This is a genomic window from Cellulomonas sp. NPDC089187, from assembly GCF_040685135.1.
Lineage (GTDB): Bacteria > Actinomycetota > Actinomycetes > Actinomycetales > Cellulomonadaceae > Cellulomonas.
The window spans coordinates 21398-46833 of the sequence record NZ_JBFBHI010000005.1; the positions used below are offsets into that span (position 1 = coordinate 21398).

The 25436-nt window shown below is 70.4% G+C and carries 26 protein-coding genes; 1 reads left to right on the plus strand and 25 read right to left on the minus strand.

Features of this window, described 5'->3' with window-relative positions:
* Positions 1-59: 59 nt before the first annotated feature.
* The 16 genes from nucS to rpmE form a co-directional block, all read right to left on the minus strand.
* Positions 60-755, minus strand: a complete 696-nt coding sequence (gene nucS, locus AB0N78_RS14195) for an endonuclease NucS (RefSeq protein WP_363391547.1) — start codon at positions 753-755, stop codon at positions 60-62.
* Between the two features lie 12 nt (positions 756-767).
* The gene (locus tag AB0N78_RS14200; RefSeq protein WP_363391550.1) at positions 768-1196 is read right to left on the minus strand and encodes a DUF2550 family protein; all 429 of its coding nucleotides are present in this window, start codon (positions 1194-1196) and stop codon (positions 768-770) included.
* A 7-nt stretch (positions 1197-1203) separates the two neighbouring features.
* A complete protein-coding gene (locus AB0N78_RS14205) occupies positions 1204-1482 on the minus strand; it encodes a F0F1 ATP synthase subunit epsilon (RefSeq protein ID WP_363391553.1) in 279 nt (92 codons plus the stop codon).
* Positions 1482-2957: a F0F1 ATP synthase subunit beta gene (gene atpD, locus AB0N78_RS14210; RefSeq protein WP_363391556.1), complete on the minus strand. Its 1476-nt coding sequence runs from the start codon at positions 2955-2957 to the stop codon at positions 1482-1484. The genes AB0N78_RS14205 and atpD overlap by 1 nt, the downstream gene beginning before the upstream one ends.
* 63 nt (positions 2958-3020) lie before the next feature.
* Entirely contained in the window at positions 3021-3914 is an 894-nt protein-coding gene (locus AB0N78_RS14215; RefSeq protein WP_363391559.1) for a F0F1 ATP synthase subunit gamma, read from the minus strand.
* A gap of 2 nt (positions 3915-3916) precedes the next feature.
* Positions 3917-5545, minus strand: coding sequence for a F0F1 ATP synthase subunit alpha (atpA, locus tag AB0N78_RS14220; protein WP_363391561.1), 1629 nt, complete (start codon positions 5543-5545; stop codon positions 3917-3919).
* 60 nt (positions 5546-5605) lie between these two features.
* Complete coding sequence (locus AB0N78_RS14225; protein ID WP_363391564.1) at positions 5606-6421, minus strand: F0F1 ATP synthase subunit delta; 816 nt, start codon at positions 6419-6421, stop codon at positions 5606-5608.
* The gene (locus AB0N78_RS14230; protein ID WP_363391567.1) at positions 6421-6978 is read right to left on the minus strand and encodes a F0F1 ATP synthase subunit B; all 558 of its coding nucleotides are present in this window, start codon (positions 6976-6978) and stop codon (positions 6421-6423) included. The genes AB0N78_RS14225 and AB0N78_RS14230 overlap by 1 nt, the downstream gene beginning before the upstream one ends.
* A gap of 5 nt (positions 6979-6983) precedes the next feature.
* Positions 6984-7202: an ATP synthase F0 subunit C gene (gene atpE, locus AB0N78_RS14235; protein WP_363391696.1), complete on the minus strand. Its 219-nt coding sequence runs from the start codon at positions 7200-7202 to the stop codon at positions 6984-6986.
* Positions 7203-7283: 81 nt separating this feature from the next.
* Complete coding sequence (gene atpB, locus AB0N78_RS14240) at positions 7284-8093, minus strand: F0F1 ATP synthase subunit A (RefSeq protein ID WP_363391570.1); 810 nt, start codon at positions 8091-8093, stop codon at positions 7284-7286.
* A gap of 90 nt (positions 8094-8183) precedes the next feature.
* The gene (locus AB0N78_RS14245) at positions 8184-8756 is read right to left on the minus strand and encodes a hypothetical protein (protein WP_363391573.1); all 573 of its coding nucleotides are present in this window, start codon (positions 8754-8756) and stop codon (positions 8184-8186) included.
* Positions 8753-9949 (minus strand): MraY family glycosyltransferase, encoded by a 1197-nt coding sequence (locus tag AB0N78_RS14250; protein WP_363391575.1) that lies wholly within the window; start codon positions 9947-9949, stop codon positions 8753-8755. Before AB0N78_RS14250 ends, AB0N78_RS14245 begins: the two co-directional genes overlap by 4 nt.
* Positions 9946-10602: an L-threonylcarbamoyladenylate synthase gene (locus tag AB0N78_RS14255; protein WP_363391578.1), complete on the minus strand. Its 657-nt coding sequence runs from the start codon at positions 10600-10602 to the stop codon at positions 9946-9948. Before AB0N78_RS14255 ends, AB0N78_RS14250 begins: the two co-directional genes overlap by 4 nt.
* Positions 10603-10616: 14 nt before the next feature.
* Complete coding sequence (gene prmC, locus AB0N78_RS14260; protein ID WP_363391581.1) at positions 10617-11525, minus strand: peptide chain release factor N(5)-glutamine methyltransferase; 909 nt, start codon at positions 11523-11525, stop codon at positions 10617-10619.
* Positions 11522-12616 carry a peptide chain release factor 1 gene (gene prfA / locus AB0N78_RS14265; RefSeq protein WP_363391584.1) on the minus strand — a complete coding sequence of 365 codons (1095 nt, stop codon included), beginning with the start codon at positions 12614-12616 and terminating at the stop codon, positions 11522-11524. Before prfA ends, prmC begins: the two co-directional genes overlap by 4 nt.
* An 82-nt stretch (positions 12617-12698) precedes the next feature.
* Positions 12699-12911 carry a 50S ribosomal protein L31 gene (rpmE, locus tag AB0N78_RS14270; RefSeq protein ID WP_169164814.1) on the minus strand — a complete coding sequence of 71 codons (213 nt, stop codon included), beginning with the start codon at positions 12909-12911 and terminating at the stop codon, positions 12699-12701.
* A gap of 155 nt (positions 12912-13066) precedes the next feature.
* On the opposite strand from rpmE, the gene AB0N78_RS14275 reads away from it, so the two are divergent.
* Positions 13067-14182 (plus strand): glycosyltransferase family 4 protein, encoded by a 1116-nt coding sequence (locus AB0N78_RS14275; protein ID WP_363391588.1) that lies wholly within the window; start codon positions 13067-13069, stop codon positions 14180-14182.
* A gap of 74 nt (positions 14183-14256) precedes the next feature.
* Here AB0N78_RS14275 and rho read toward each other — a convergent pair whose 3' ends face one another.
* From rho to AB0N78_RS14320, 9 genes are all read right to left on the minus strand, one after another.
* Positions 14257-16296, minus strand: a complete 2040-nt coding sequence (gene rho, locus AB0N78_RS14280; protein WP_363391590.1) for a transcription termination factor Rho — start codon at positions 16294-16296, stop codon at positions 14257-14259.
* A 245-nt stretch (positions 16297-16541) separates the two neighbouring features.
* Entirely contained in the window at positions 16542-17495 is a 954-nt protein-coding gene (thrB, locus tag AB0N78_RS14285) for a homoserine kinase (protein WP_363391593.1), read from the minus strand.
* A 9-nt stretch (positions 17496-17504) separates the two neighbouring features.
* Complete coding sequence (thrC, locus tag AB0N78_RS14290) at positions 17505-18596, minus strand: threonine synthase (protein ID WP_363391596.1); 1092 nt, start codon at positions 18594-18596, stop codon at positions 17505-17507.
* Positions 18596-19930 (minus strand): homoserine dehydrogenase, encoded by a 1335-nt coding sequence (locus AB0N78_RS14295; RefSeq protein WP_363391599.1) that lies wholly within the window; start codon positions 19928-19930, stop codon positions 18596-18598. The genes thrC and AB0N78_RS14295 overlap by 1 nt, the downstream gene beginning before the upstream one ends.
* 97 nt (positions 19931-20027) lie before the next feature.
* Entirely contained in the window at positions 20028-20384 is a 357-nt protein-coding gene (locus AB0N78_RS14300; protein ID WP_363391602.1) for a HepT-like ribonuclease domain-containing protein, read from the minus strand.
* Positions 20381-21010, minus strand: coding sequence for a nucleotidyltransferase family protein (locus AB0N78_RS14305; RefSeq protein WP_363391604.1), 630 nt, complete (start codon positions 21008-21010; stop codon positions 20381-20383). Before AB0N78_RS14305 ends, AB0N78_RS14300 begins: the two co-directional genes overlap by 4 nt.
* A gap of 27 nt (positions 21011-21037) precedes the next feature.
* Complete coding sequence (gene lysA, locus AB0N78_RS14310; RefSeq protein WP_363391607.1) at positions 21038-22375, minus strand: diaminopimelate decarboxylase; 1338 nt, start codon at positions 22373-22375, stop codon at positions 21038-21040.
* Positions 22372-24051, minus strand: coding sequence for an arginine--tRNA ligase (argS, locus tag AB0N78_RS14315; RefSeq protein ID WP_363391610.1), 1680 nt, complete (start codon positions 24049-24051; stop codon positions 22372-22374). The genes lysA and argS overlap by 4 nt, the downstream gene beginning before the upstream one ends.
* Before the next feature lie 51 nt (positions 24052-24102).
* Positions 24103-25377: an MFS transporter gene (locus AB0N78_RS14320; protein ID WP_363391613.1), complete on the minus strand. Its 1275-nt coding sequence runs from the start codon at positions 25375-25377 to the stop codon at positions 24103-24105.
* Positions 25378-25436: the final 59 nt, after the last annotated feature.

The window sequence follows — 25436 nt, forward strand, 5'->3', positions numbered from 1 at the left end:
GACCATTGTGGACCGCCGCACCTCACGACGGCCACGGCCATCCGACCTACGTGTGCAGCTCAGAACAGCCGGGAGTCGACGTCGTCGACGCCGCGCATCGCGTCGTAGTCCAGCACCAGGCAGGAGATGCCCCGGTCGGTGGCCAGCACCCGGGCCTGCGGCTTGATCTCCTGTGCGGCGAACACGCCCTGTACCGGGGCCAGCAGCGGGTCCCGGTTCAGCAGCTCCAGATAGCGGGTCAGTTGCTCGACGCCGTCGATGTCGCCCCGGCGCTTGATCTCGATGGCGACGGTGCCGCCGGCTGGATCCTTGGCCAGGATGTCCACCGGGCCGATCGCCGTGGGGTACTCACGGCGGACCAGGGTGTGCCCCACGCCCAGGACCTCGATCTGCGCGGCCATCAGCTCTTGCAGATGCGCCTCGACGCCGTCCTTGATCAGCCCCGGGTCCACGCCCAGATCGTGCTCGGAGTCGTGCAGGACCTCGTGGATCTCGATCACCAGGCGATCATCGCTCTTGGTGTGCTGCACGGTCCACACCTGCTCGACGCCACGTTCGAGGGCCTCACCCTCAGCGGGGGCAGTGCGCAACGTGCACGGCGGGCTCATCCAGTTCAGCGGCTTGTAGGAGCCACCGTCCGAATGCAGCAGCACCGAGCCGTCGGCCTTCACCACCACGAGTCGGGTGGCCAGCGGCAGGTGGGCGTTCAGGCGGCCGCTGTACCGGGCGGCACAGCGGGCGACGAGCAGACGCATGCGATTCCTTACTCAGATCACCAGGTGCGGGGCGGTCGGCCCGGCCTCCAACCAGGAGGTCAGTCCAGCGTAGGCCTCCCGGGACATCACCAGGTCGACGGTCTCCTCCATGCCGACCGGGCCGCCGGCCACCCGGCAGCGCACCAGCAGCGGCGATCCGGGACGCCCCTCCTGCAACGGAGTGCGCTCCAGCACGCTCAGCGCCGAACGGGCCCAGGTCCGACGGGCCCTGAACGACAGCGACCGCAGCGTGAACCAGTACAGACTCCTGGCCCCGTAATGCGCGACGCCGGGGACCAGACGGCCCCCGGCGCGCACAGCACAGGAGAACGAGCCCACCCGACGGGTCAGGGTGTGCCAACGCGAGAACGCGACGCCCCCGACCGCCAGCAGCGCGACCACGACAAACAGCGCGATCAGCGCGATGTGGACCCCGGACACGGATGGATCAGGCGGCCGAACCGGGGGTCTCGACGACCCCGTCCACCACCACCGTGACCTGGTCGTCGTCGACGGACAGGAATCCGCCGGCGACGACCCACTGCTGAGTCGAGCCGCCCTCGGTCGTGATCCGCACCTGACCCGTGCCGAGCACGGACAGCACCGGGGTGTGGCCCGGCAGGATGCCGATCTCACCGTCGGTGGCGGGCGCGGTCAGCGCACGGGCGGCACCAGACCAGAGGGAGCCGTCCGCGGCGACCAGGTCGACCTCGAGCTTCTTGGCCATCAGACGCCGTACTCCTTCTGGATCCGGGCCCAGTTGCGCTCCAGATCCTCCAGGCCACCGATGTTGAAGAAGGCCTGCTCGGCGATGTGGTCGAACTCGCCGGCGGCGATCCGCTTGAAGGCCTCGACCGTCTCGGCCACCGGCACGGTGGAGCCCACCACGCCGGTGAACTTCTCGGCCATGTAGGTGTTCTGGGAGAGGAACTGCTGGATCCGGCGGGCACGGGCCACGACGGTCTTGTCCTCCTCCGAGAGCTCGTCCACACCGAGGATCGCGATGATGTCCTGCAGCTCCTTGTTGCGCTGCAGGATCGACTTCACCTGGGTGGCCACGTCGTAGTGCTCCTGGCCGACGTACCGCGGGTCGAGGATGCGGCTGGTCGAGGCCAGCGGGTCCACGGCCGGGTATAGACCACGCGAGGCGATCTCACGGGAGAGCTCGGTGGTGGCGTCCAGGTGGGCGAAGGTGGTGGCCGGCGCCGGGTCGGTGTAGTCGTCCGCGGGGACGTAGATCGCCTGCAGCGAGGTGATCGAGTGCCCACGGGTCGAGGTGATCCGCTCCTGCAGCTGGCCCATCTCGTCCGCCAGGTTCGGCTGGTAGCCCACCGCGGAGGGCATGCGCCCGAGCAGGGTGGAGACCTCCGAGCCGGCCTGGGTGAACCGGAAGATGTTGTCGATGAACAGCAGCACGTCCTGCTTCTGCACATCGCGGAAGTACTCCGCCATCGTCAGAGCAGACAGCGCCACCCGCAGACGGGTGCCCGGCGGCTCGTCCATCTGGCCGAAGACCAGGGCGGTCTTGTCGAAGACCCCGGCCTCCTCCATCTCACCGATCAGGTCGTTGCCCTCACGGGTGCGCTCGCCGACACCGGCGAACACCGACACACCACCGTGGTCCTGGGCGACGCGCTGGATCATCTCCTGGATGAGCACGGTCTTGCCCACGCCGGCCCCGCCGAACAGGCCGATCTTGCCACCCTGGACGTACGGGGTGAGCAGGTCGATGACCTTGATGCCGGTCTCGAACATGGTGGTCTTCGACTCGAGCTGGTCGAAGGCCGGCGGCTTGCGGTGGATCGGCCAGCGCTCGGTGATCTCCAGCTTCTCGCCCTCGGCCAGGTTGAGCACCTCACCGGTCACGTTGAACACGTGGCCCTTAGTGATGTCGCCCACCGGCACCGAGATCGGTGCCCCGGTGTCGGTGACCTTGGCCCCGCGCACCAGACCATCGGTCGGCTTGAGCGCGATGGCACGGATCAGCGAATCACCCAGGTGCTGGGCGACCTCGAGGGTCATGGTGAATGCGCCCTCGCCCTCGCCCTGACCGGACAGGTCGATGTCGACGGTCAGCGCGTTGTACATCTCCGGGATCTGGTCCGCAGGGAACTCGATGTCCACGACGGGCCCGATCACGCGTGCGACGCGGCCCACGCCCGGCGTGGCCGTGTCCTTCGCGTCGACGGTGGTGGCGGTCATGTCTGCCTCACTTATCTTTGCCGCCGCGTGCGGGCGGCGTGGGGGTTCTGGTCTGCGGAACTGTCAGGAGGCGAGTGCGTCGGCTCCCGACACGATCTCGCTGATCTCCTGGGTGATCTCGGCCTGACGGGCCTGGTTGGCCAGCCGGGTATAGGTGCGGATGAGGTCCTCGGCGTTCTCCGTGGCGGTGTGCATCGCGCGCTGCCGGGAGGCCAGCTCCGAGGCCGCGGCATGCAGCAGGCAGGAGTAGATCCGGGTGCGGACGTACCGCGGCAGCAGCGCGTCCAACACCTCCTCCACACTGGGCTCGAACTCGTAGAGCGGCAATGCCTCACCCTCGCCGGGCTCGGCCACACCGTCGACGACCTCCATCGGGAGCATCCGGATCACCTGGGGACGCTGGGTCACCATGTTCTGGAACCGGGTGCTGACGATGTGCAGCTCGGACACGCCGCCCTCGTCGGCCGGGGCCGCGAAGTCGGCGAGCAGGCGCGAGGCAATCTCCTCTGCCAGCTCCGCGGACGGGGCGTCGGACTGTCCGGTCCAGGACGCCGCCAGCTCACGGTGCCGGAAGGTGTAGTACGCCTCGGCCCGACGTCCGGAGACGTAGAGCGCGATCTGCTTGCCCTCAGCCTGCAACCGCTCGATCAACGCCTCGGTCTCCCGGATGACGCTGGCAGAGTAGGAGCCGGCCATGCCTCGATCGGAAGCGATCAGCAGCACCGCCACCCGGGTGGTGTCGTCCCGCTCCGCGAGCAGCGGGTGCGTGACATCCGAGTGGGTGGCCACCGCGGAGACCGCCTGGGTGATCGCGGTGGCATAGGGAGTGGCTGCCGTCATCCGGTCCCGGGCGCGACCGATCCGCGAGGCGGCGATCAGCTCCTGGGCACGGAACATCTTCTTGAGGGACTGGGTCGACCTGATGCGCTGGCGGTAGACCCGCTGCTGACCGGCCATGCTCAGCCCTTCTTCTGACGGACGATCTGCTCCTGCTCGACCGGGGTCTCGGACTCCTCCTCGTCGCCACCCACCAGCGGGGTGCCGTCGCCCTTGAGGAAGCCGGTGCGGAACTCCTCCACCGCGGCCGCCAGAGCGTCCTCGGTGTCCTCCTCCAGCTTGCCGGTGGAGATGATGGTGGACAGCACGTCGGTGTTGCGGCGCAGGTGGTCCAGCAGCTCGGACTCGAACCGGGCGACGTCCTGGATCGGGACATCGTCCAGCTTGCCCTTGGTGCCGGCCCAGACCGAGGCGACCTGCTCCTCCGCGGGGTACGGGGAGTACTGCGGCTGCTTGAGCAGCTCCATCAGGCGGGCACCCCGGGTCAGCTGGGCGCGGGAGGCCGCGTCCAGGTCGGAGGCGAACATCGCGAACGCCTCCAGCGACCGGTACTGGGCCAGGTCCAGCTTCAGCGTGCCGGAGACCTTCTTCATCGCCTTGATCTGCGCGTCACCACCGACACGGGAGACCGAGATACCGACGTCGACCGCCGGGCGCTGGTCCGCGTTGAACAGGTCGGACTGCAAGAAGATCTGGCCGTCGGTGATGGAGATGACGTTGGTCGGGATGTACGCCGAGACGTCATTCGCCTTGGTCTCGATCACCGGCAGACCGGTCATCGAGCCCGCGCCCAACTCGTCGGAGAGCTTCGCGCAACGCTCCAACAGGCGGGAGTGCAGGTAGAAGACGTCACCGGGGTAGGCCTCGCGGCCCGGCGGACGACGCAGCAGCAGGGAGACCGCGCGGTAGGCCTCGGCCTGCTTGGACAGGTCGTCGAAGATGATCAGGACGTGCTTGCCGTCGTACATCCAGTGCTGGCCGATGGCCGAGCCGGTGTACGGCGCCAGGTACTTGAAGCCCGCGGGGTCCGAGGCGGGAGCGGCCACGATGGTGGTGTACTCCAGCGCACCGGCCTCCTCCAGGGCACCGCGCACCGAGGCGATGGTGGAGCCCTTCTGGCCGACCGCGACGTAGATGCAGCGCACCTGCTTGGTCGGGTCGCCGGTCTCCCAGTTGGCCTTCTGGTTGATGATCGTGTCGATGGCGATCGCGGTCTTGCCGGTCTGCCGGTCACCGATGATCAGCTGACGCTGCCCGCGGCCGATCGGGATCATCGTGTCGATGGCCTTGATGCCGGTCTGCAGCGGCTCGTGCACCGACTTGCGGGCCATCACGCCGGGGGCCTGCAGCTCCAGCGCGCGCCGAGCGTCCGCGGTGATCTCGCCCAGGCCGTCGATCGGCTGACCCAGCGGGTCCACCACACGCCCGAGGAAGTTGTCGCCCACCGGAACCGAGAGCACCTCACCGGTGCGGCGGACCTCCTGGCCCTCCTCGATGCCGCTGAACTCGCCCAGGACGATGACACCGATCTCCCGGACATCCAGGTTCAACGCCAGGCCGAGCGTGCCGTCCTCGAACCGCAGCAGCTCATTGGCCATCGCACCCGGCAGGCCCTCGACCTGCGCGATGCCGTCGGCAGCCAGGGTGACGCGACCGACCTCTTCGGAGGCGGCGGCGGTGGGCTCGTAGGACTTCACGAAGCTGTCGAGCGCAGCCTTGATCTGGTCCGGCCCGATGGTCAGCTCAGCCATTGTTCTCTCCTGTCGAAACCGCTCCAGCGTGGGAGACGGTCAGATTCTGGTTGCGCCGGGTCATCCGGCCAGACGGCGGCGGGCATCGGCGACCCGCGCCGAGACGGTGCCGTCGATGACGTCCGGACCGACCTGGACCCGCATCCCGCCGAGGACCGCAGGGTCCACGGTGATGTTCAGCTGCACCTGGCGGCCATAGGCCCGGGCCAGGCCGGACCGGAGGCGGTCCTCCTGCTCCCGGGTGAGTGCGGTGGCACTGGTGACCACCGCGACGGTGCGCGAGCGACGCTCGGCTGCGGCATCCGCGAGGGCGGCCACCGCCGAGACGCTGCCCGCCGTGTCGCTCTGATGCGTGATCCGCTCCAGCAGAGTCAGCGTCCGCGGGTGCACCACGGGGCCGAACAGCTGCCGGATCAGCTCCTCCCGGGCCGCAGCGGGCGTCGACCGGGCGGCCAGGGCCTCCCGCACGTCCCGCTGTCCGACCAGGAACCGCTGGGCACGGAACAGGTCCTCCTCGACGGTGTCCAACGCGCCCTCGGCCTGGGCACCTGCCAGCACGGCCTGGCGACCCAGCTGTTCGAGCGCCTCGGCCAGATCGGCCTCGGTGGACCAGCGGGAACGGACCACACCGGCGAGCAGGTCGACCACGCGGCCGTCCGCGCCGGATCCGAGCAGGTTGCCCACCAGGGCGGCCTTCGCCTCGGACGGGGCCGCGGGGTCGGTCAGGGCACGCCGCAGCGCACCCGATCCGCGCACCACGTCGGCGAAGGCCAGCACCTGGCCACCGAGCACGGCCGCATCCGCCCCGACCTGCTGCCAGAGCAGCTCGAAGCGCTCGGACGCGGCGGCCAGGGACGCCTCACTCGCGGCGCGCATCAGCGCCCCGACTCACTGCTGATGGTGCTGGCCTCGGTCTCCAGCTCATCCAGGAACCGGTCGACCACGCGGGTCTGCCGGGCCTGGTCGGACAGCGACTCGCCCACGATCCGCGACGCCAGCTCGACGGCGAGGTCACCGACGTCCTGACGCAGCGACTCGGCGGCCTGCTGCCGCTCGGCCTCGATCTGGCGCTGTGCGGTCTCCAGGATCCGACTGGCGTCGGACTGGGCCTTCTCGCGCAGCTCGGCCACGATCGCCGCACCCTCGGTCCGGGCGTCATCCCGGATCCGGGCGGCCTCGGCCCGCGCCTCGGCAAGCTGCTGCTTGTACTCCTCCAGCAGCTGCTGTGCCTCGGCCTGAGCGTCGGCCGCGTGCTCCAGGCCACCCTCGATCTTCGCGGTGCGCTCATCGAGCACCTTGAGGAACTTGGGCAGGACCTTGATGAACACCACGGCGATCACGACCGCGCAGACCAGCGACCAGACGATGTCGTAGGTCGCCGGAAGGAGCAGGGACTGCTGTCCCTCCTCGGCGGCGGTGATGATGGCGGACATCAGTCTCAGAAGACGAAGCCGGCCGCGAAGCCGATCAGGCCGAGCGCCTCGATGGCGGCCAGGGCGATGAACATGTTGGTCCGCAGCAGACCGGCCACCTCAGGCTGACGAGCGGTCGCCTCCTGGGTCTTGGCGACCATGATGCCCAGGCCGATGCCGGGGCCCAGCGCAGCGAGACCGTAGCCGATGGTGGCGAGGTTTCCGGTGATCTCCACGATCGTGATTCCTTCCGTTGTGCGCCCCGGCGGTCGGGGCGGAACGCGTGAGTCGGCAGGGCGCCGACGATGGGTACGAGGGGCGTCCGGTCAGTGGTGCGACTCGGACAGCTGGATGTAGACCGCGGTCAGCAGGGTGAAGATGTACGCCTGCAGCGCCGCGATGAAGATTTCGAACAGGGTGAAGGCCAGGCCGGCGGCCAGGGTCACCGCACCGATCGCCTTGAAGGCAGCGGTGGCCTCGAAGAACAGGTAGTGAGTCGCGGCGAAGCACAGCACCAGCAGCAGGTGGCCGGAGACCATGTTCACCAGCAGACGGATGGTCAGCGTGGCCGGCCGCAGTACGAAGGTCGAGATGAACTCGATCGGCGTCAGGATGATGTACACCGGCCATGGCACACCGGCCGGGAACAGGGACTCCTTGAGGTAGCCCCCGACACCGTGTGCCCGGATGCCCGCCACGATGAACGCGACGTAGGCGATGATCGCCAGCACCAGCGGCAGACCGATCACCGAGGACCCGGCGATGTTCAGCCCGGGGATCACGCCGGTGATGTTCATGGCCAGCACGGTGAAGAACAGGACCGTCAGCAGGGTCAAGTGCTTGCGGGCGTTCTCCTTGCCGAGGATCTCCTCAGCGATCTGCACCCGGACGAAGTCCAGCGCCATCTCCGCCATGTTCTGGCCGCGGCCGGGCACCAGGCGGACCCGGCGGGCAGCAAGCATGAAGAGCAGACAGAGGACGAGAGTCGCGATGACCCGGACCATCATGATCCGGTTGAACTCGAAGGGGGTCCCCTCGAACAGGATCGCGTCAGGGAAGAACTCCCCGATGGTGGGCACGTGGAACCCGGACTCGTCCCCCGCGGCGGACATCATCGAAGGCACGAGGTTGAACAAAGGTTCAGGCTCCTGAGGTCATAGGGGCTCAGCCGGCACCGTAGTGGCTGTCGGACGGGGTGCAGCCTAACTCACAGAATGACTGGTACATCACATCTGTTCAGAGTTGGGCGGTACCGGCGAGATGTAGGGCACTCGGGTACCCACGACCGCACGGTAGTCGAGGAACGCCGAGGCGGCTACGCCCGCCAGCAGCACGATGCCGAAGACGGTGCTGTCGTAGAAGTCCAGGCCGCGCAGCACCACCAGCACACCGATCACGACGATCACCTTGACCAACCAGGTTCCCATCACCACGGCGGTCATCCGCTGGATGGTGGAGCCGGCGGTCACCAGCATCGACAGCGGGGTCGCGCCGGAGAACAGCAGCGCGAGGCCCGCCCCGATCAGCGCACCCCACAACCCGGGAGTCCCGGAGACCGCCAGACCGATGCCGCCACCGACCACGACCAGGACGGCGCTCAGCAGCAGGGTGTGGCGCAGGGCGGTGCGGTACACCGGCGCGGTCTGGGGCGCGGCGGTGGCAGCGAGGATCGCGCGCTCCTTGGCGGCCCGGATCTGCTCGGGGGTCTGCGGGGCCTGCGCAGTGGTCTCCGGCGCGGCTGCCCGGTCCGCGGGGACAGCCGGTGCGGCGGGGTCGGGCACGGTCGGATCGTTGCTCACGGGTGCGTCCTCGGGTCGGTGAGTGCGGTCCGGGCCAGCGGCACCGGGCGTTCAGGGGGCGCGGGGGCGTCGTCGTCGGGGGCGGCATCCGCGCTGTCCGGGGTACCGGTCGACCCACCGCGCAGCGGGCCCAGGGTCAGCAGCAGCGCGACCACCACACCGACGCCGGTGCCGATCAGCACGGCGGTGGTGCTGAACCAGACCAGGGCCACGGCGGTGCCGGTGAAGACGGCGGTCCACACGTACAGGATCACCACGGCCCGACGATGGCTGTGACCGAGCGCCAGCATCCGGTGGTGCAGGTGCATCCGGTCCGGGTGGAAGGGCGATTTACCGGAGCCGATCCGCCGGATCACCGCCATGCCCATGTCCAGCAGCGGCAGGATCAGCACGGCCACCGGCAGCAGGATCGGCAGGAACGCCGGGAAGGACTGCCGGGGCAGGGTGCCGGGGTCGATCTGACCGGTCACCCGGATCGCGGCGGCGGCGATCATCAGCCCGATCAGCATCGAGCCGGAGTCACCCATGAAGATCCGCGCCGGATGGAAGTTGTGCGGCAGGAAGCCCAGACAGGCACCGACCAGCAGCGCCATGATCATGGTCGCGAGGCTGGCGTAACTGGTGGAGCCAGCGTTGACGGTCAGCCAGTACGAGTACAGGAAGAACCCGGCCCCGCCGATGGCGATCAGCCCCGCGGCCAGGCCGTCCAGGCCGTCGACGAAGTTCACCGCGTTCATCGCGATCACCACGGTCAGCACGGTCAGCACCAGCCAGATCCGGTCCGAGCCGAGCACCACGCCGCCGATGGGCAGTTGGTAGAGCTGCACTCCCTGGGAGGCCATCACCAGGGCTGCCAACACCTGGCCGACCAGTTTGGTCATCCAGTCCAGATCCCAGATGTCGTCTGCGACCCCGAGCAGACAGACCATGACGGCCGCGATCACCACCCCGATCACCGGATTGGGGTTGATGAAGACGTCGGACAGGAAGCGCATCTGGGTGGCGAAGGCCAGGGCCACCAGCATGCCGACCAGCATCGCCAGACCGCCCAGTCGGGGGGTCGGGATGGTGTGCACGTCCCGGGAGCGGACCGCGGTGATAGCACCCCAGCGCAGCGCGCACCAGCGGGCCAGCGGCGTCAGCAGGTAGGTGGACGCCGCCGCGATCAGCAGCAGGAGGACGTAGACCCTCACTGGCCGGCGTCGCCTTCCACCGGGGCCACCGCCCGGAGGTCCTCCATGCTGATCGCGCCCTGACGGACCACGCGCAGGTCGTCACCCGTGGCATCGATGATGGTCGAGGCGACCCCGCCCGGGGTCGGACCACCGTCCAGGTAGACCCGCACCGCGTCGCCGAGTTGCTCATGCGCTTCGGTCACGTCGAGCGCCGAGGGCTGCCCGGTCTTATTGGCCGACGAGACCGCCAGCGGGCCGGTGCGCTTGAGCAGGGCCAGCGACACTGGGTGGTCGGGCACCCGGAGGGCGACGGTGCCGTGGGTCTCGCCCAGGTCCCAGACCAGGGACGGCTGGGCGCGCACGATGATGGTCAGACCACCGGGCCAGAACGCGGCGGCCAGGTCGCGCACCGCGTCGGGCACCGAGGTGGCCAACCCGTCCAGGGTGGCGACATCGGGCATCAGTACCGGCGGTGGCTGCTGTCGACCCCGGCCCTTGGCGGCCAGGAGCGCGGCCACGGCCTCCGGGGTGAAGGCATCGGCTCCGATGCCGTAGACGGTGTCGGTGGGCAGGACGATCAACCCGCCGCGTGACACGGTGTGCACCGCAGCGTCGATGGCCGGTCCCCACGTGGCGGGGTCGGTGGCGTCCAGAACTGAGTCGGCACTCACGGGGTGTGAGTCTGTCACGTCGAGCTGAGAGCAGGTGACGGCTCGCCCACCGTGTCCGCGCGTCGCGCCACCAGGGTGCGCGGGCGACCGGTCAGGTCCGGGGCGGTCCGCACCTCGACGAAGGCGCCGGTCGCCACCGCGGCGGTGCGGGCCTGAGCGTCCTGGACCTCCGCGTGTTCCATCACCAACAGTCCTCCGGGCACCAACAGTCGTGCCGCTGCCGCCATCACTGCACGGGGCACGTCCAGGCCGTCCGCTCCCCCGCCATAGAGGGCCAGGTCGGGGTCGTGGTCACGCACCTCGGGATCGACCGGCACCGCGTCCGGCGGGATGTACGGCGGATTGGAGACCAACACGTCCACCCGCCCGTTCCACTCCGACAGCAGCTGGGGGTCGCGCACGTCGCCGAGCAGGACGGTCGGATCAACACCGGCCTCCGCCGCATTGCGCCGGGTCAGGTCCACCGCCGCCGGTGACGCGTCGACGGCCCACACCTGGCAACCGGGCACCTCGGAGGCGACCGACAGCGCGATCCCCCCGGCACCACAGCACAGGTCGACGACGACCGGGTCGTGCCCCAGACCGACCAGGCGGGCCGCCTCGTCCACCGCCAGCTGCGCCACGGTCTCGGTCTCCGGCCGGGGGACGAACACCCCGGGCTCGACCCGCAGGGTCAGATAGCGGAACGCCGCGGTTCCGACGATGTGCTGCAGCGGCTCCCGGCGACGACGCCGGTCCACCACCTCGGCGTAGGCGGCAGCAAAACCCTCCGGCACCGGTGGCGGGAGGATGAGGTCGATCCGCGGCAGATCCAGCACATGGGCGGCCAGCGCCATCGCGTCGTGCCGCGGGGAGCCCACACCGGCATCGGCCAACAACCGGGCGGCACCGTCGACCATGTCTCGCAGGGTCGGGGTGGTCATGCGTCCTGCCCGGCGGCGGCCAGGCGGGCGGCCTCGTCGGCGTCGATGGCGGACTGGATGACCGGGCCGAGCTCGCCGTCCAACACCGCATCCAGGTTGTACGCCTTGAAGCCGGTGCGGTGGTCGGCGATCCGGTTCTCCGGGAAGTTGTAGGTGCGGATGCGCTCCGAGCGGTCGACGGTGCGCACCTGCGAGCGCCGGGCGGCACTGGCAGCGGCAGCGGCGGCCTCCTGCTGCGCGGCCAACAGGCGTGCGCGGAGCACACGCATCGCCTGCTCGCGGTTCTGCAGCTGAGATTTCTCGTTCTGCATCGACACCACGATGCCGGTGGGCAGGTGCGTGATCCGCACCGCGGAGTCGGTGGTGTTCACCGACTGCCCACCCGGCCCCGAGGAACGGTAGACGTCGATCCGCAGGTCATTCGGGTCGATCTCGACCTCACCGGGGTCCTCGACCTCCGGGAAGACCAACACCCCGGCGGCCGAGGTGTGAATCCGGCCCTGGGACTCGGTCACCGGTACCCGTTGCACCCGGTGTACGCCGCCCTCGTACTTCAGGGCCGCCCACACCCCCTCCGCGGGGTCGGTGACCGTACCGCGTGCCTTCACCGCGACCTGGACGTCCTTGTAGCCGCCCAGGTCAGAGCCGGTGGACTCCAGCACCTCGGTCTTCCAGCCGCGCTGCTCGGCGAACCGCAGGTACATCCGCAACAGGTCCCCGGCGAACAGCGCGGACTCCTCACCGCCCTCTCCCGCTTTGATCTCCAGGATCACGTCCCGGGCGTCATCGGGGTCACGGGGCACCAGCACCCGACGCAGCCGGTCGGCGGCCTGCTCGGCGGCGGCGACCAGGCCGGGCAGTTCGGCGGCGAAGGCAGGATCGGACTCGGCGAGCTCGGTGGCGTCGGCGCGGTCCTGCTCAGCGGTCGCCCACTCGCGGTAGGCAGCGGCGACACGGCCCAGCTCGGCGTAGCGGCGGCCCAGTCGTCGGGCCTCGGCGGCATCGGCGTGCACCGCCGGATCGGCCAACTGCTGCTCGATCCGGGCGTGCTCGTCCAGCATGGGTCGCGCTGCCGCGAAGGACTCACTCATCGGACTCCCCGTCCCGGGTGCGGACATGACAAGCGCCGGTGACCGCGGGCGCTCATGCCCGCCGTCACCGGCGCCAGGGTCGTCAGTTGGAGCGCTTGCCGTAGCGCGCCTCGAACCGGGCCACACGGCCACCGGTGTCCAGGATCTTCTGCTTGCCCGTGTAGAACGGGTGGCAGGCGCTGCAGACGTCGGCGCGGATCTCGCCGGAGGTCTCGGTGGACCGGGTGGTGAAGGTGTTGCCACAGGTGCAGGTCACCGTGGTCACCACGTACTCGGGGTGGATACCAGACTTCATGGGGTGCTCTCCTAGTCAGAGTGTCTCCGGGTCGTGCACGGGCCCGTGCACGTGAACCGCAGACCGACGGAACATTGTGCCAGAACAGCAACGCCGGGCGAAATCTTCCCGGTCGACGGGATGGATCGACCGACCGCGCCCCTACGATGGCGGCCATGCTGCGTATCGGCCTGGTGATCGACGACGGACTCGACCGGCCGGACGGAGTGCAGCAGATCATCCTCACGCTGGGACGTCGCCTGACCACGCTGGGGCACGAGGTGCACTACCTGACCTCCAGCACCGAACGCACCGACCTGCCGAATCTGCACGTCCTCTCCCGCACGGTCAGTGTGAAGTTCAACGGGAACCGGCTGGGCACTCCCCTGCCACTGCGTCGCTCCACCGCGCGGGCGCTGGTGCGCCGACTCGACCTGGATGTGCTGCATGTGGCGATGCCGTACAGCCCGGTGCTGGCCGGGCAGCTGGTGTCCGCGGTGGGGCCGAGAACCGCCGTCTGTGGTTCGTTCATGATCTACCCGCAGGACGCGCTGACCCGGTGGGGTATCCGCGCGCTCGGTGTGCTGGAGCGCCAAAGGCTGCGCCGCTTCGACATGCTCTCCGCGCTGTCCGAGGCGGCGCAGGAGTCCGCCGAGGGCGCATATCGGCGGGTGGTGCCGGTGATCGGGGCACCGGTGGAGCTGCCCGAACCGGAGGCGGTGACCCATGACGGCCCGCCGCGCATCGTGTTCCTCGGCCGGCTGGTGGAGCGCAAGGGGCCACGGGAGTTGGTCGCAGCGGCGGCGGCCCTGCACGCAGCCGACCCCACCCGAGCGTGGACGCTGACGATGGCCGGGCGGGGACCCCTGGTAGAGGCGCTCCGCCGCCAGGTCGACGCGGCCGGGATCGCCGAGCGGGTGGACTTCCCGGGATTCGTGGCCGAGGAGGACAAGACCGCGCTGCTCGCCGGTGCCGATCTGGTGGTGCTGCCCTCACTCGGTGGGGAGAGCTTCGGCATCTCGGTGGTGGAGGCGCAGGCCGTGGCCACCGGGGTCGTGATCGCCGGGGACAACCCGGGTTACCGCACGACGATGGCCGGTCTGGAGTCGCAGTTGGTCGACCCTCGGGACACTGCGGGCTTCGCCCGGCTGCTCGCCCGCTGGATCGACGACCCGGCCGGGCGGTCGGCTGTGGTGCCCCACCAGCGGCGTGCGGCGCAGCGGTTCGAGGCCGGGGCGATCACCGAGCGCACCCTGGCCTGGTACCAGGAGGGGCTGGAACGTCGACGCTGAGCAGCGCTCCGCGCGAACGCCGAACGGCGACGACCCGGGTCGGGTCGTCGCCGTTCGTTCGGGTCGAGCCGGTGTCAGTCCTCGGTCTTGCCGTGCACTGACGGCGTGGTCTTCTGCACCTGCAGCAGGAACTCCACATTCGACTTGGTCTCACGCAGCTTGCCGAGCAGAAGCTCGATGGCCTGCTGCTGATCCAGCGAACCCATCACCCGGCGCAACTTCCAGACGATCTTGAGCTCGTCCGGGGCGATCAGGATCTCCTCGCGGCGGGTGCCGGAGGCGTTCACGTCCACCGCCGGGAAGATCCGCTTATCCGCCAACGAGCGGGACAGCCGCAGCTCCATGTTCCCGGTGCCCTTGAACTCCTCGAAGATGACCTCGTCCATCTTGGAACCGGTCTCCACCAGGGCCGAGGCCAGGATGGTCAACGAGCCGCCGTTCTCGATGTTGCGGGCCGCGCCGAAGAACCGCTTGGGCGGGTACAGCGCGGAGGCGTCCACTCCACCGGACAGGATGCGCCCGGAGGCCGGGGCCGCCAGGTTGTACGCCCGGGACAGACGGGTCAGCGAGTCCAACAGCACCACAACGTCCTGACCCAACTCGACCAGGCGCTTGGCCCGCTCGATGGCCAGCTCGGCGACCATGGTGTGGTCCGAGGCGGGGCGGTCGAAGGTCGAGGCGATGACCTCACCCTTGACCGTCCGCTCCATGTCGGTGACCTCCTCGGGGCGCTCGTCGACGAGCACGACCATGAGGTGGACCTCGGGGTTGTTCGCGGTGATCGCGTTGGCGATCTGCTGCATGATGATCGTCTTGCCGGCCTTCGGGGGCGCGACGATCAGACCGCGCTGGCCCTTGCCGATCGGGGCGACGATGTCGATCACCCGCGGGGTGATGTGGCTGGCATCGTGCTCGAGCCGCAGCCTGTCCTGCGGGTACAGCGGGGTCAGCTTGCTGAACTCCGGACGCTGGCGGGCCAGGTCGGGCGACATGCCGTTGATCGTGTCCAGCCGGACCAGCGCATTCGCCTTATTCGGCCGGTTGCCCTGCTGCTGCGGCACAGACTCACCCTCACGGGGGGCGCGCACCGCACCGGTGATCGCATCACCGCGACGCAGACCGGCCTTGCGGACCTGGGCCAGCGGCACGTACACATCCCCGGAACCCGGCAGGTACCCGCTGGTCCGGACGAAGGCGTAGTTCTCCAGCACGTCCAGGATGCCGGCGACCGGGACCAGCACATCATCCTCGGTGAGCTCGATCTCCTCGTAGGACGAGTCCTGCCCACCACGGCGGTTGCGCTTGTTGCGGTCGCGGTACCGGTCGCGGGAGCGACGACGACGGCCACCGCGCTCGTCATCGTCATCAGCCCGGTTCTGACCGTTCTGCTGCCCGGCGTTCCCCTGCCGCTGCTGGCGCTGACCGTCCTGGTTCTTGTCCTGACGCTCCCGGCGCTCACCACCGGTGGGGCCCTCAGGCAGGTCGACGTCGATCACCGGGGCGCCGGCGGTACGGCCCGCACGACGGGAGCGACGCTCGCCGCCCTCATCACCGCGAGTGGCACCGGGGGCGTCGCTCTGGCCCTGGTGGCTCTGCTGACGATCGAGAGCTGCCTCCAGATCGGCGAGCACCTCCTGCGTGCCGGAGGCACCGTCGGTCGTGGCGCGGTCGGCCTTGCCTCCCCGGGCGGCACGGGCGGTGCGACCGCGCGAGCCGGTGTCCTCAGTCGTGTCACTGCCCTCGGCACGGGTCGCACGGGTCGCACGGGCACCGCGGGCCGCACGCTCATCGGCTGCCGCGCCAGTGGATCGCGACGGACGTCCGTCGGCGGACTGGCCGTCCTGGCTGTCGGCCGGAGCCTCGGCCGGACGGGTGGCGCGGCGGCTGCGCGCGGGTGCCTCGGTGGGCTGCTCCGCGGTCGTCTTCTTGCTCCGCGACTGCCCCGTGCCTCCGCCGGAACGGGACTGGATGGCCTCGACCAGGGCGTCCTTGCGCATCCTGGACGTGCCCGTGATCCCGAGCTGGGCGGCCAACGCCTGCAACTCGGGCTTGGGCAGAGCGGAGATGGAGCCGCCCGAGCGTGCGCTCGACGCGGACTCGATGGTGTCTGTCACGAAGGACCCTTCCCCCTCGTCGGGGACCACTGCCCACCTTCGGGGCACGGTCGGCGTCCGCCTCGCTCCGGGCGGATCGCAACGGAGGCCGCACAGCCCACGTCACTGACGTGGCATGTGGGGCTGGATGTTCCCGGCCGTAGCACGTGGTGTCCCACCCCTCCTGCGGCATCGAACGGCGGGAGTGTGTCGTGGTGGGTCCGTCGGACGATGCCCGAGGAACAGCTGGAGCATAGCACCGGCATTCAGGGCAGTCGACGCCACAGGGCGCCCTCGGCGCTGAGCCCCAACCGCAGGATCCGCCAGCCGCCCATCGCACCGCCGAAGACCTCGGTGAGTGCCTGATCGGCGTCAGTGGGCCGCTCGTCCGCCGGCAGCTCGGCGGGCGCATCCGAGCGAGCCAACACCAGGACGGTCGGCCCCGCTCCGGAGACCACCGCGGGGATACCCCGGGCGCGCAGGGCGTCGACCAGAGCCAGCGACTCGGGCATGGCACCGCGGCGCTGCTCCTGGTGCAGTCGGTCACCGGTGGCGGTGAACAACAGCTCCGGTCGACGGCCCAGCGCCTCGACCAACAGCGCAGAACGTCCGGCCTGCCAAGCGGCGTCACCATGGGGGACCTGCGCGGGCAGCACACCGCGGGCGTGGCTGGTGGACAGTCGGTGCGATGGCACCACGGCGATCGGGACCACCGAGGGGTGCACGTCGACCCGGATCGCGTGGGCATCCGGTCCGTCCGTCCAGGCCAGAGTCGCGCCGCCGAGCAGGGCGGGTGCCGCGTTGTCCGGGTGGCCCTCCAGCTCGGTGGCCAGGGTCAGGGCGACGGCGTCGTCCAGCGACTCGGGTTCGGACACCAGCGCCCGGGCGGCCAGGATGCCGGCCACCACCGCGGCGGCAGAGGAGCCGAGTCCGCGACCGTGCGGGATCCGGTTGCGGCAGATCAGCTGCACCCCGGTCTGGGGCGCTCCCACATGGTCGAGGGCGTGGCGCAGTGCCCGGACCACCAGATGATCCTCACCGTCCGGCAGGTCGTCCGCGCCCTCCCCCATCACGTCGACGATCACATTGGAGACCCCCAGGGCACGGACCTCGACATCGTCGTACAGGCCGAGCGCCATACCGGCGGTGTCGAAGCCCGGGCCGAGGTTCGCACTGGTCGCGGGCACCCGCACCCGGACCCGGTCAGCTCCCAGTCGCACCGCCGGGCCTCAGTCGAGGCCCAACGCGGCGGCGATCTCCACCACGTCCGGGCGCACCCGCACCGTCTCGACCTCGCCGCCGTCATCGGTCCGCAGTGCCCACTGGGGGTCCTTCAGGCCGTGACCGGTGACGGTGATGACGATCCGCGCACCAGCCGGGACGCGCCCCTGCTCCGCGGCGGCCAACACCCCAGCGACTCCCGCTGCGGAAGCGGGCTCCACGAACACACCCACCTGCGAGGACAGAATGCGGTGCGCACGCAGGATCTGCTCGTCCGTGACCGCCTCGATCAGACCACCGGAGACATCCCGCGCCTGCTCGGCCTGCTGCCAGGAGGCCGGGTTGCCGATCCGGATCGCAGTGGCAATGGTCTCCGGCTCGGTGATCGGGTGTCCGGCGACGATCGGCGCGGCACCTGCCGCCTGGAATCCCCACATCGCCGGGGTCCGAGTGGCCACCGCGCCGTGCTCGGCACCCGCGTCGAGACCCGCGTACTCGCGGTAGCCCTTCCAGTAGGCGGTGATGTTCCCGGCGTTGCCCACCGGCAGTGCGTGGATGTCCGGGGCGTCCCCGAGCGCGTCCACCACCTCGAAGGCGCCGGTCTTCTGGCCCTCGATCCGGTCCGGGTTGACCGAGTTCACCAACTCGACCGGGTACACCTCGGCGAGTTTGCGTGCCGCGATCAGACAGTCGTCGAAGTTGCCGTCCACTTGCAGCAGCCGCGCCCCGTGCGCGATCGCCTGGCTGAGCTTGCCCATCGCGATCTTGCCGTCCGGCACCAGCACCGCACACAGCATCCCGGCGTGGGTGGCATAGGCCGCCGCGGAGGCCGAGGTGTTCCCGGTGGACGCGCAGACCACCGCCTTGGCACCCCGGCCGGCCGCGGCCGACATCGCGGTGGTCATGCCCCGGTCCTTGAAGGAGCCGGTCGGGTTCATCCCCTCGACCTTCACCCACACCTGCGCGCCGGTGAGCTCGGACAGTGCGGGGGCGGCGACCAACGGGGTGCCTCCCTCGCCGAGCGTGATCACCCGGTCCTGGACGTGGGCGGGCAGCCGGTCGGCATACTCCGCGATCACGCCACGCCACTGCTTGGCCATCAGACTCCCTCAACCCTCAGGACGGACACGACCTCGCGGACCGCGTCATGCTCGGCAATCGCGGCGACGGTGGCGGACAAGGCCGCCTCGGTCGCCTCGTGTGTGGTGATCACCAGTCGGGCCACCGACCCGGCGGACTCGACGGACTGCCGGACCGCCTCGATGGACACCCCGTGCTCGGCCAGGATGGTGGCGACCTGGGCCAGCACCCCCGGGCGGTCGGCGACATCGAGTCGGATCTGGTAGCGGGTCCGGGCGGCACGAGCAGGCAGCACCGGCAGCGCGGCGTAGAAAGACTCCGCCGGGCCACGACCACCGTGCACCCGGTGGCGGGCCACCGAGACCAAGTCACCGAGCACCGCGGAGGCGGTCGGTGCACCGCCGGCACCCCGGCCGTAGAACATCAGCTCTCCGGCCGCCTCCGCCTCGACGAAGACCGCGTTGAAGGAGCCGCGCACACCGGCCAACGGGTGCTCGGTCGGCACCAACGCCGGATGCACCCGGACCTGCACACCCTCGGGGGTGTCACCGTCGGCCGGGCGGTGTTCGGCGATGGCCAACAACTTGACCACGTGACCGGTGCGGGCGGCCCAGGCGACGTCCTGCGCGGTGACCCCGGTGATGCCCTGCCGGTCGACATCGGCGAGCGACACCCGAGTGTGGAAGGCCAGCGAGGCCAAGATCGCCGCCTTGGCCGCGGCGTCATAGCCCTCGATGTCGGCGGTGGGGTCGGCCTCCGCGTAACCGAGCTGCTGTGCCTCGGCGACCGCGACGTCCAGGTCGAGCCCGTCGGTGGCCATCCGGTCCAGCACGAAGTTGGTGGTGCCATTGACGATGCCGAGCACCCGACGCACCCGGTCACCGGTCAGCGACTCGCGCACCGGGCGGACCAGCGGGATCGCCCCGGCCACAGCCGCCTCGAAGTAGATGTCCACCCCGGCGGCGTCGGCGGCGGCGTACAAGGTCGGGCCGTCCTCGGCGAGCAGCGCCTTATTCGCGGTCACCACCGAGGCACCGTTGCGCAAGGCGCGCAGCAGCAGGGTCCGAGCGGGCTCGATGCCACCGACCACCTCCACCACCACGTCCGCGCGGTCAACCAGCGACTCCGCGTCGTCGGTGAGCAGCGCCCCGTCCACGACCGGGTCCCGGGGGGCAGTGGTGTCGCGCACCGCGATGCCGACCAGCTCCAGCGGCGCACCCACCCGGGCGGCCAGATCCGCGGATTGCGTGGTCAACAGGCGCACCACCTCGGTGCCCACCACCCCACAGCCGAGCAGTGCCACCCGCACCGGGGTGTGCGCGGTCGGGGCGTCGGGCGTGTGCTGCTGACTCACCGTGTCTCCGTTCGGATCGAGTCGGTTCCTGCGGCCGACGCCCAGGATAGGGGCGCGGGGGTGGGGTGCAGGCGGGTATCCATAGCGTGGGCGCGGGTCAGGGCAGCTCGGGTTCCAGGCCGGGGGCGTGGCGGTCGATCAGGCGGTGCAGCCCCGCGGCGAAGAGCGGCAGCTGGCGCTCGACCACATCACGTACCACGGCATCGTCCACCCCCTCGTAGGTGTGCGCGATGACGTTCCGCAGACCGCGAATGTGCGGCCATCGGTCGCCGAACTCCTCCTCGAGCCATTCCCGCGGCACACGCGAGGCGGCTTCGATCGACGCCTGGAGCCGCATGCACACCGCGTCGAAGGCCGCTGCGGTGTTCACCAGGGTCGGATCGACTCGGTAGCCCTCGAGCAGTGCCAAGTGGTCCAGCGCGAGGCCCAGGTTCAGGGCGGGGTCCCGGGTCATAGCGTGACCGCCTCGGGCAGCGCGTGCCGGGCGACCCGAGGCATCAACGCCCCCGCACTCACCACGTCGACCGGTCGGGTGAGCGACTGCTCCAGTGCGAGCATCAGGCCGGCCCGGTCGAAGAGCCCGACACCCTCATCGAAGTCCACCAGGAAGTCGATGTCCGAGTCGGCGTCGTCCTCCCCTCGGGCCACCGAGCCGAACACCCGCACGTTGTGCGCCCCGTTCTCGGCCGCGATCCGGACGATCTCATCCCGCTTGTCGCGCAGCACCCAGGTCAGCGTGCTGTGCTTGCGCTCGGTCGGCGTCGGCTCCGGTGCGGCGTTGTCACTCGGCTGGTCAGGTTCGGGGGTGCTGGTCGCGCTCGTCCGGTGGTCGGGCATGGTGATCGCGTACTCGACCAGCGGCGGCTGGGTGGCGCGGAGCAGTCGTGCGACTTCCGGCTGGCTGCGGCCGATGGCAGCGGCGATCCGGCGCTGGCTCCAACCGAAGTCCGCGGCCTGGCGCACCGCCCGGGTCAGCGCCCGGGAGGCCTCCTGGCGCAGGCGGTCGGCGTAGTCGCCCACGTCGTCCAGGTAGTCGAGCAGTGCTCGGTCCACTCCGGTCAGTGCATCGTCCTCGGCCATCGCGGCACCTCCTGATAGGAGATGCTATCAACCCAGATCGAGCCCCAACAGGTCGTCCTCGGTCTCCCGACGGATCAGAACCCGAGCGCTGCCGTCCCGCACCGCCAGCACCGGGGGCCGTGGCACGTGGTTGTAGTTGGAGGCCATCGACCGACCGTAGGCACCGGTGGCGGCGACCGCGAGCAGATCGCCGGCGGTGATATCGGCGGGCAGCTGCACCTCGTGCACCACGATGTCGCCGCTCTCGCAGTGTTTGCCGACCACCCGGGCCAGCACCGTCTCCGCGGTGCCGGTCCGGTTCACCAGAGCAGCGGTGTAGTCGGCGCCGTAGAGCGCGGGACGGATGTTGTCGCTCATCCCGCCGTCGACCGAGACGTAGGTGCGGACCCGGCCGTCGTCGAGGCGGACCGGCTTGACCGTGCCCACCCGGTACAAGGTGAGCGTGGTGGGACCGACGATGGTGCGGCCGGGCTCGAAGGACAGCCGCGGCGCGGGGGTACCCAGGTCGGCGCAGGCATCGCTCACGGCGGCGGCGATGTCCTTGGCCATCCGCTCGGGGTCCAGCGGGACCTCACCGGGCAGGTAGGCGATGCCGAATCCGCCGCCGAGGTCGACCTCGGGGACCAGGAGCCCGGTGCGGGCCGCCAGCTCCGCCCGCAGAGCCAGTACGGCGCGGGCGGCGACGGTGAAGCCCTCCGGGTCAAGGATCTGCGAACCGATGTGCGAGTGGATGCCGAGCAGTCGCAGCTCCGGCAGCTCCACCGCCCGCAGCAGGGCGTCGAGCGCCGCTCCCCCGGCGATGGACAGCCCGAACTTCTGGTCTTCGTGCGCGGTGGAGATGTACTCGTGCCCACCGGCGTGCACCCCGGTGGTGACCCGGACCATCACGGGTGCTGGCTCACCGCCGCGGGACCGGACCAGCGCGGCGATCCGGTCCAGTTCGGGCAACGAGTCGACGATGATCCGACCGACCCCGGCATCCAGCGCCCGGGTCAGCTCAGCATCTGACTTGTTGTTGCCGTGCAGGCCGATGTCCGCACCGGGCACCCCCGCACGCAGGGCCACCGCGAGCTCGCCACCGGTGGCAGTGTCCACCCGCAGGCCCTCCTCATGCGCCCAGCGGGCTACGGCCACCGACAGGAAGGCCTTCCCGGCGTAGTAGATGTCCACCGCGCCGAAGGCGGCCTCGAAGGCAGCGCGCAGCGTGCGCGCCCGGTCCCGGAAGTCAGCCTCGTCCAGCACATAGGCCGGGGTGCCCTGCTGCTCGGCCAGGGTGCGCAGGTCGATCCCCGCCACCCGGACCGCGCCGTCCTCGCCGCGCTCCGCCGAGGCAGGCCACGGCAGACCGAGCCTGGTCGGACTCACATCCGCTCCGGCGCGGACACCCCGAGCAGGTCCAGGCCGTTGGCCAGCACCTGGCGGGTGGCGTCGTTCAGCCACAGCCGAGTGCGGTGCACGTCGGAGACCTGCTCCTCACCGAAGGGGGTGACCCGGCGCTGGTCGTACCACTTGTGGTAGGCCCCGGCCAGCTCCTCCAGGTAGCGGGCGACCCGGTGCGGCTCACGCAGCTCCGCGGACTGGGCGACCACCCGGGGGAACTCGGCGATCTGCCCGAGCAGCACCGACTCCGAGGGGTGATCCAGCAGCGCGGCGTCGAATCCGTCGGCTCGCTGCACCCCGGCGTCGTGAGCATTGCGGGCGACATTCGCGGTGCGGGCGTGCGCGTACTGCACGTAGAACACCGGGTTCTCGTTCGTGGCCTTGGCCAGCAGGTCCAGGTCCAGGTCAATGCTGGAGTCCACCGAGGACCGGGCCAGGGAGTACCGGGCGGCATCCACACCGACTGCCTCGACCAGGTCGTCCAGGGCGACCACGGTGCCGGCGCGCTTGGACATCCGCATCGGCTGCCCGTCGCGGACCAGGTTGACCATCTGGCCGATCAGGATCTCCAGGTTGACCCCCGGGACATCACCGAAGGCGGCGCAGGCGGCCATCATCCGGCCGATGTAGCCGTGGTGGTCGGCACCGAGCATCATGATCGCCCGGTCGAACCCGCGCTCGCGCTTGTCCAGGTAGTAGGCCAGGTCACCGGCGATGTAGGCGGCCTCACCGTCGGACTTGATGATCACCCGGTCCTTGTCGTCCCCGAAGTCCGTCGTGCGCAGCCAGACCGCACCGTCGGACTCGAAGATGTGGCCGAGCTCCCGCAGCCGGGTCACAGCCCGCTCCACCGCACCCGACTCGTGCAGGGAGTCCTCGTGGAAGTACACGTCGAAGTCGACCCGGAAGTCGTGCAGCGCCTTCTTGATCTCGTCGAACATGAGGTCGACGCCGCGAGCCCGGAACACCTCCTGCGCCTCGGCGTCGGACAGCTCGCGCGGGTCGCCCTGGCCCGCGGCGATGGCGTCGGCGATCACCCGGTCGGCGATGTCCTGGATGTACTGACCGCCGTAGCCGTCCTCCGGCGCCTCCAGGCCGCGTGCCCGGGCGAGCAGCGAACGCGCGAAGCGGTCGATCTGCGCCCCGTGGTCGTTGAAGTAGTACTCGCGGGTGACGTCCGCACCGGCGGCGGTGAGGATCCGGGCCAGCGCGTCACCGACGGCGGCCCAGCGTGCGCCACCGATGTGGATCGGACCGGTGGGGTTGGCGGAGACGAACTCCAGGTTGATCCGCTGCCCGGACTGGCTCTCGCCCCGGCCGTAGACCGCACCAGCCTCCACGACCGTGCGGGCCAGCTCACCGGCGGCGGCGGCGTCCAGGGTGATGTTGAGGAAGCCAGGTCCGGCGATGTCGACCGCGGCGATGCCGGGCACATCGGCCAGGCGGCGGGTCAGCTCCTCGGCGAAGGCCCGCGGGTTCATGCCGGCCTTCTTGGCCAGTTGCAGGGCGACGTTGGTGGCCCAGTCGCCGTGCTCGCGCTGGCGGGGTCGCTCCACGTGCACAGTGGCGGGCAGGTCGTCGGCGGCCAGGACAAAGGTGCCGTCGGCCACCGCCGCGGTCAGGGCGGCGTGCAGGGAAGCGGAGAGCTCAGCGGGAGTCACCTTCCCAGGGTATCGAGCCGGGCGGGGTCCCTGGTACGCGCTCCGGGACGGTCAGGAGGTCGCGTGGTCTTTCGGTAGCCAGGAGTCCTCCAGGAACACCGGGCGGCAGGCCACCACCGCACCGGCCATCAGCACCACCAGGGTCCCGATCAGGAACACCAGCGGCCAGGTCCAATCCCCGGTGGCGTCGTAGAGCACGCCGATCAGCAGCGGCCCGATCGCCGCGATGGTGTACCCGATGCCCTGGGTGAAGCCGGACAGCGAGGCGGCCCCCGCGGCGGTGCGGGTGCGCAAGTTGATCAGCGCCAACAGCAGCGGGAAGGCACCGGGCCCGATTCCGCCGACCAGTACCCACAGCCACACCGGACCCGAGGGGTGCACCAGCAGTCCGATGTAGCTGAACAGCCAGCAGGAGACGAAGACGATGACCAGGCTGATCGGATTGCGCATCTTGCTGGCCGCGATGGGCGCGATCAACGCCGGGGGCAGTCCGAGGATCGCGTAGACACTCAGCCAGGTGCCTGCGGTGTGCGAGGAGGTGCCGGAGTCGATCAGGATCTGCGGCAGCCAGGCGAACATGGCGTACGAGCCCAGGGAGTTCATCGCGAAGGTCACCGCCATCCCCCAGGCCAGCGGGCTGCGGTACACCCGGCCGCCGGAGCGGTGTCGGCTGGTCAACGCCGGGGTGCTCGCCGGTCCGCGCCGCAGCAGCCCGGACAGTTCGGCGCGGGCGGCTGCAGAACGGAGCACCACCCAGACCCAGGGCAGGGCCGCCATCATGCCAACCACCGACCAGAGGGACAGCGCGGGCCGCCACCCCAGGCGGTCCGCTACCGGCACCACCACCGCGGCAGGCAGTGCGGTGCTCACGCTGAGGATCACCGAGTAGGCGGAGGTCACCACCCCGACCCGATCGGGGAAGTACCGCTTGACCAGGGGCGGCAGCAGGACGTTGCCCATGCCCATCCCGGCCAGCGCCACCACGGTCCAGGACAGAAAGCCGGTGGCCGAATCCGCGGTGGACCGGATGATCTCGCCGGCTGCCGACAGGGCCATCGCCGCGATCAGCAGCGGTTCCAGCCCGACCCGGCGCGCCAGCACCGGGGTCATCGCCCCGAAGACGGCGAAGGACGCGACCGGGATGGTGCCGAGCAGACCCGCCTGGGTCGCTGACAGGGCCACATCCGCCCGGACCAGGTCCAGGATCGGCGACACCGACGCCACCGCGATCCGCAGATTCAGCGCGACCAGGAGCACCCCGACCAGCACGACCACGCGGCCACGCCAGGGACGCAGCTCGGGGTGGACGGCAGCGGGCGCGGGCATGACGGACTCCAGGATCGTGGGAGGGTTGCTCGGGTGCGTGCCGTAGCGGGCGGGGACGC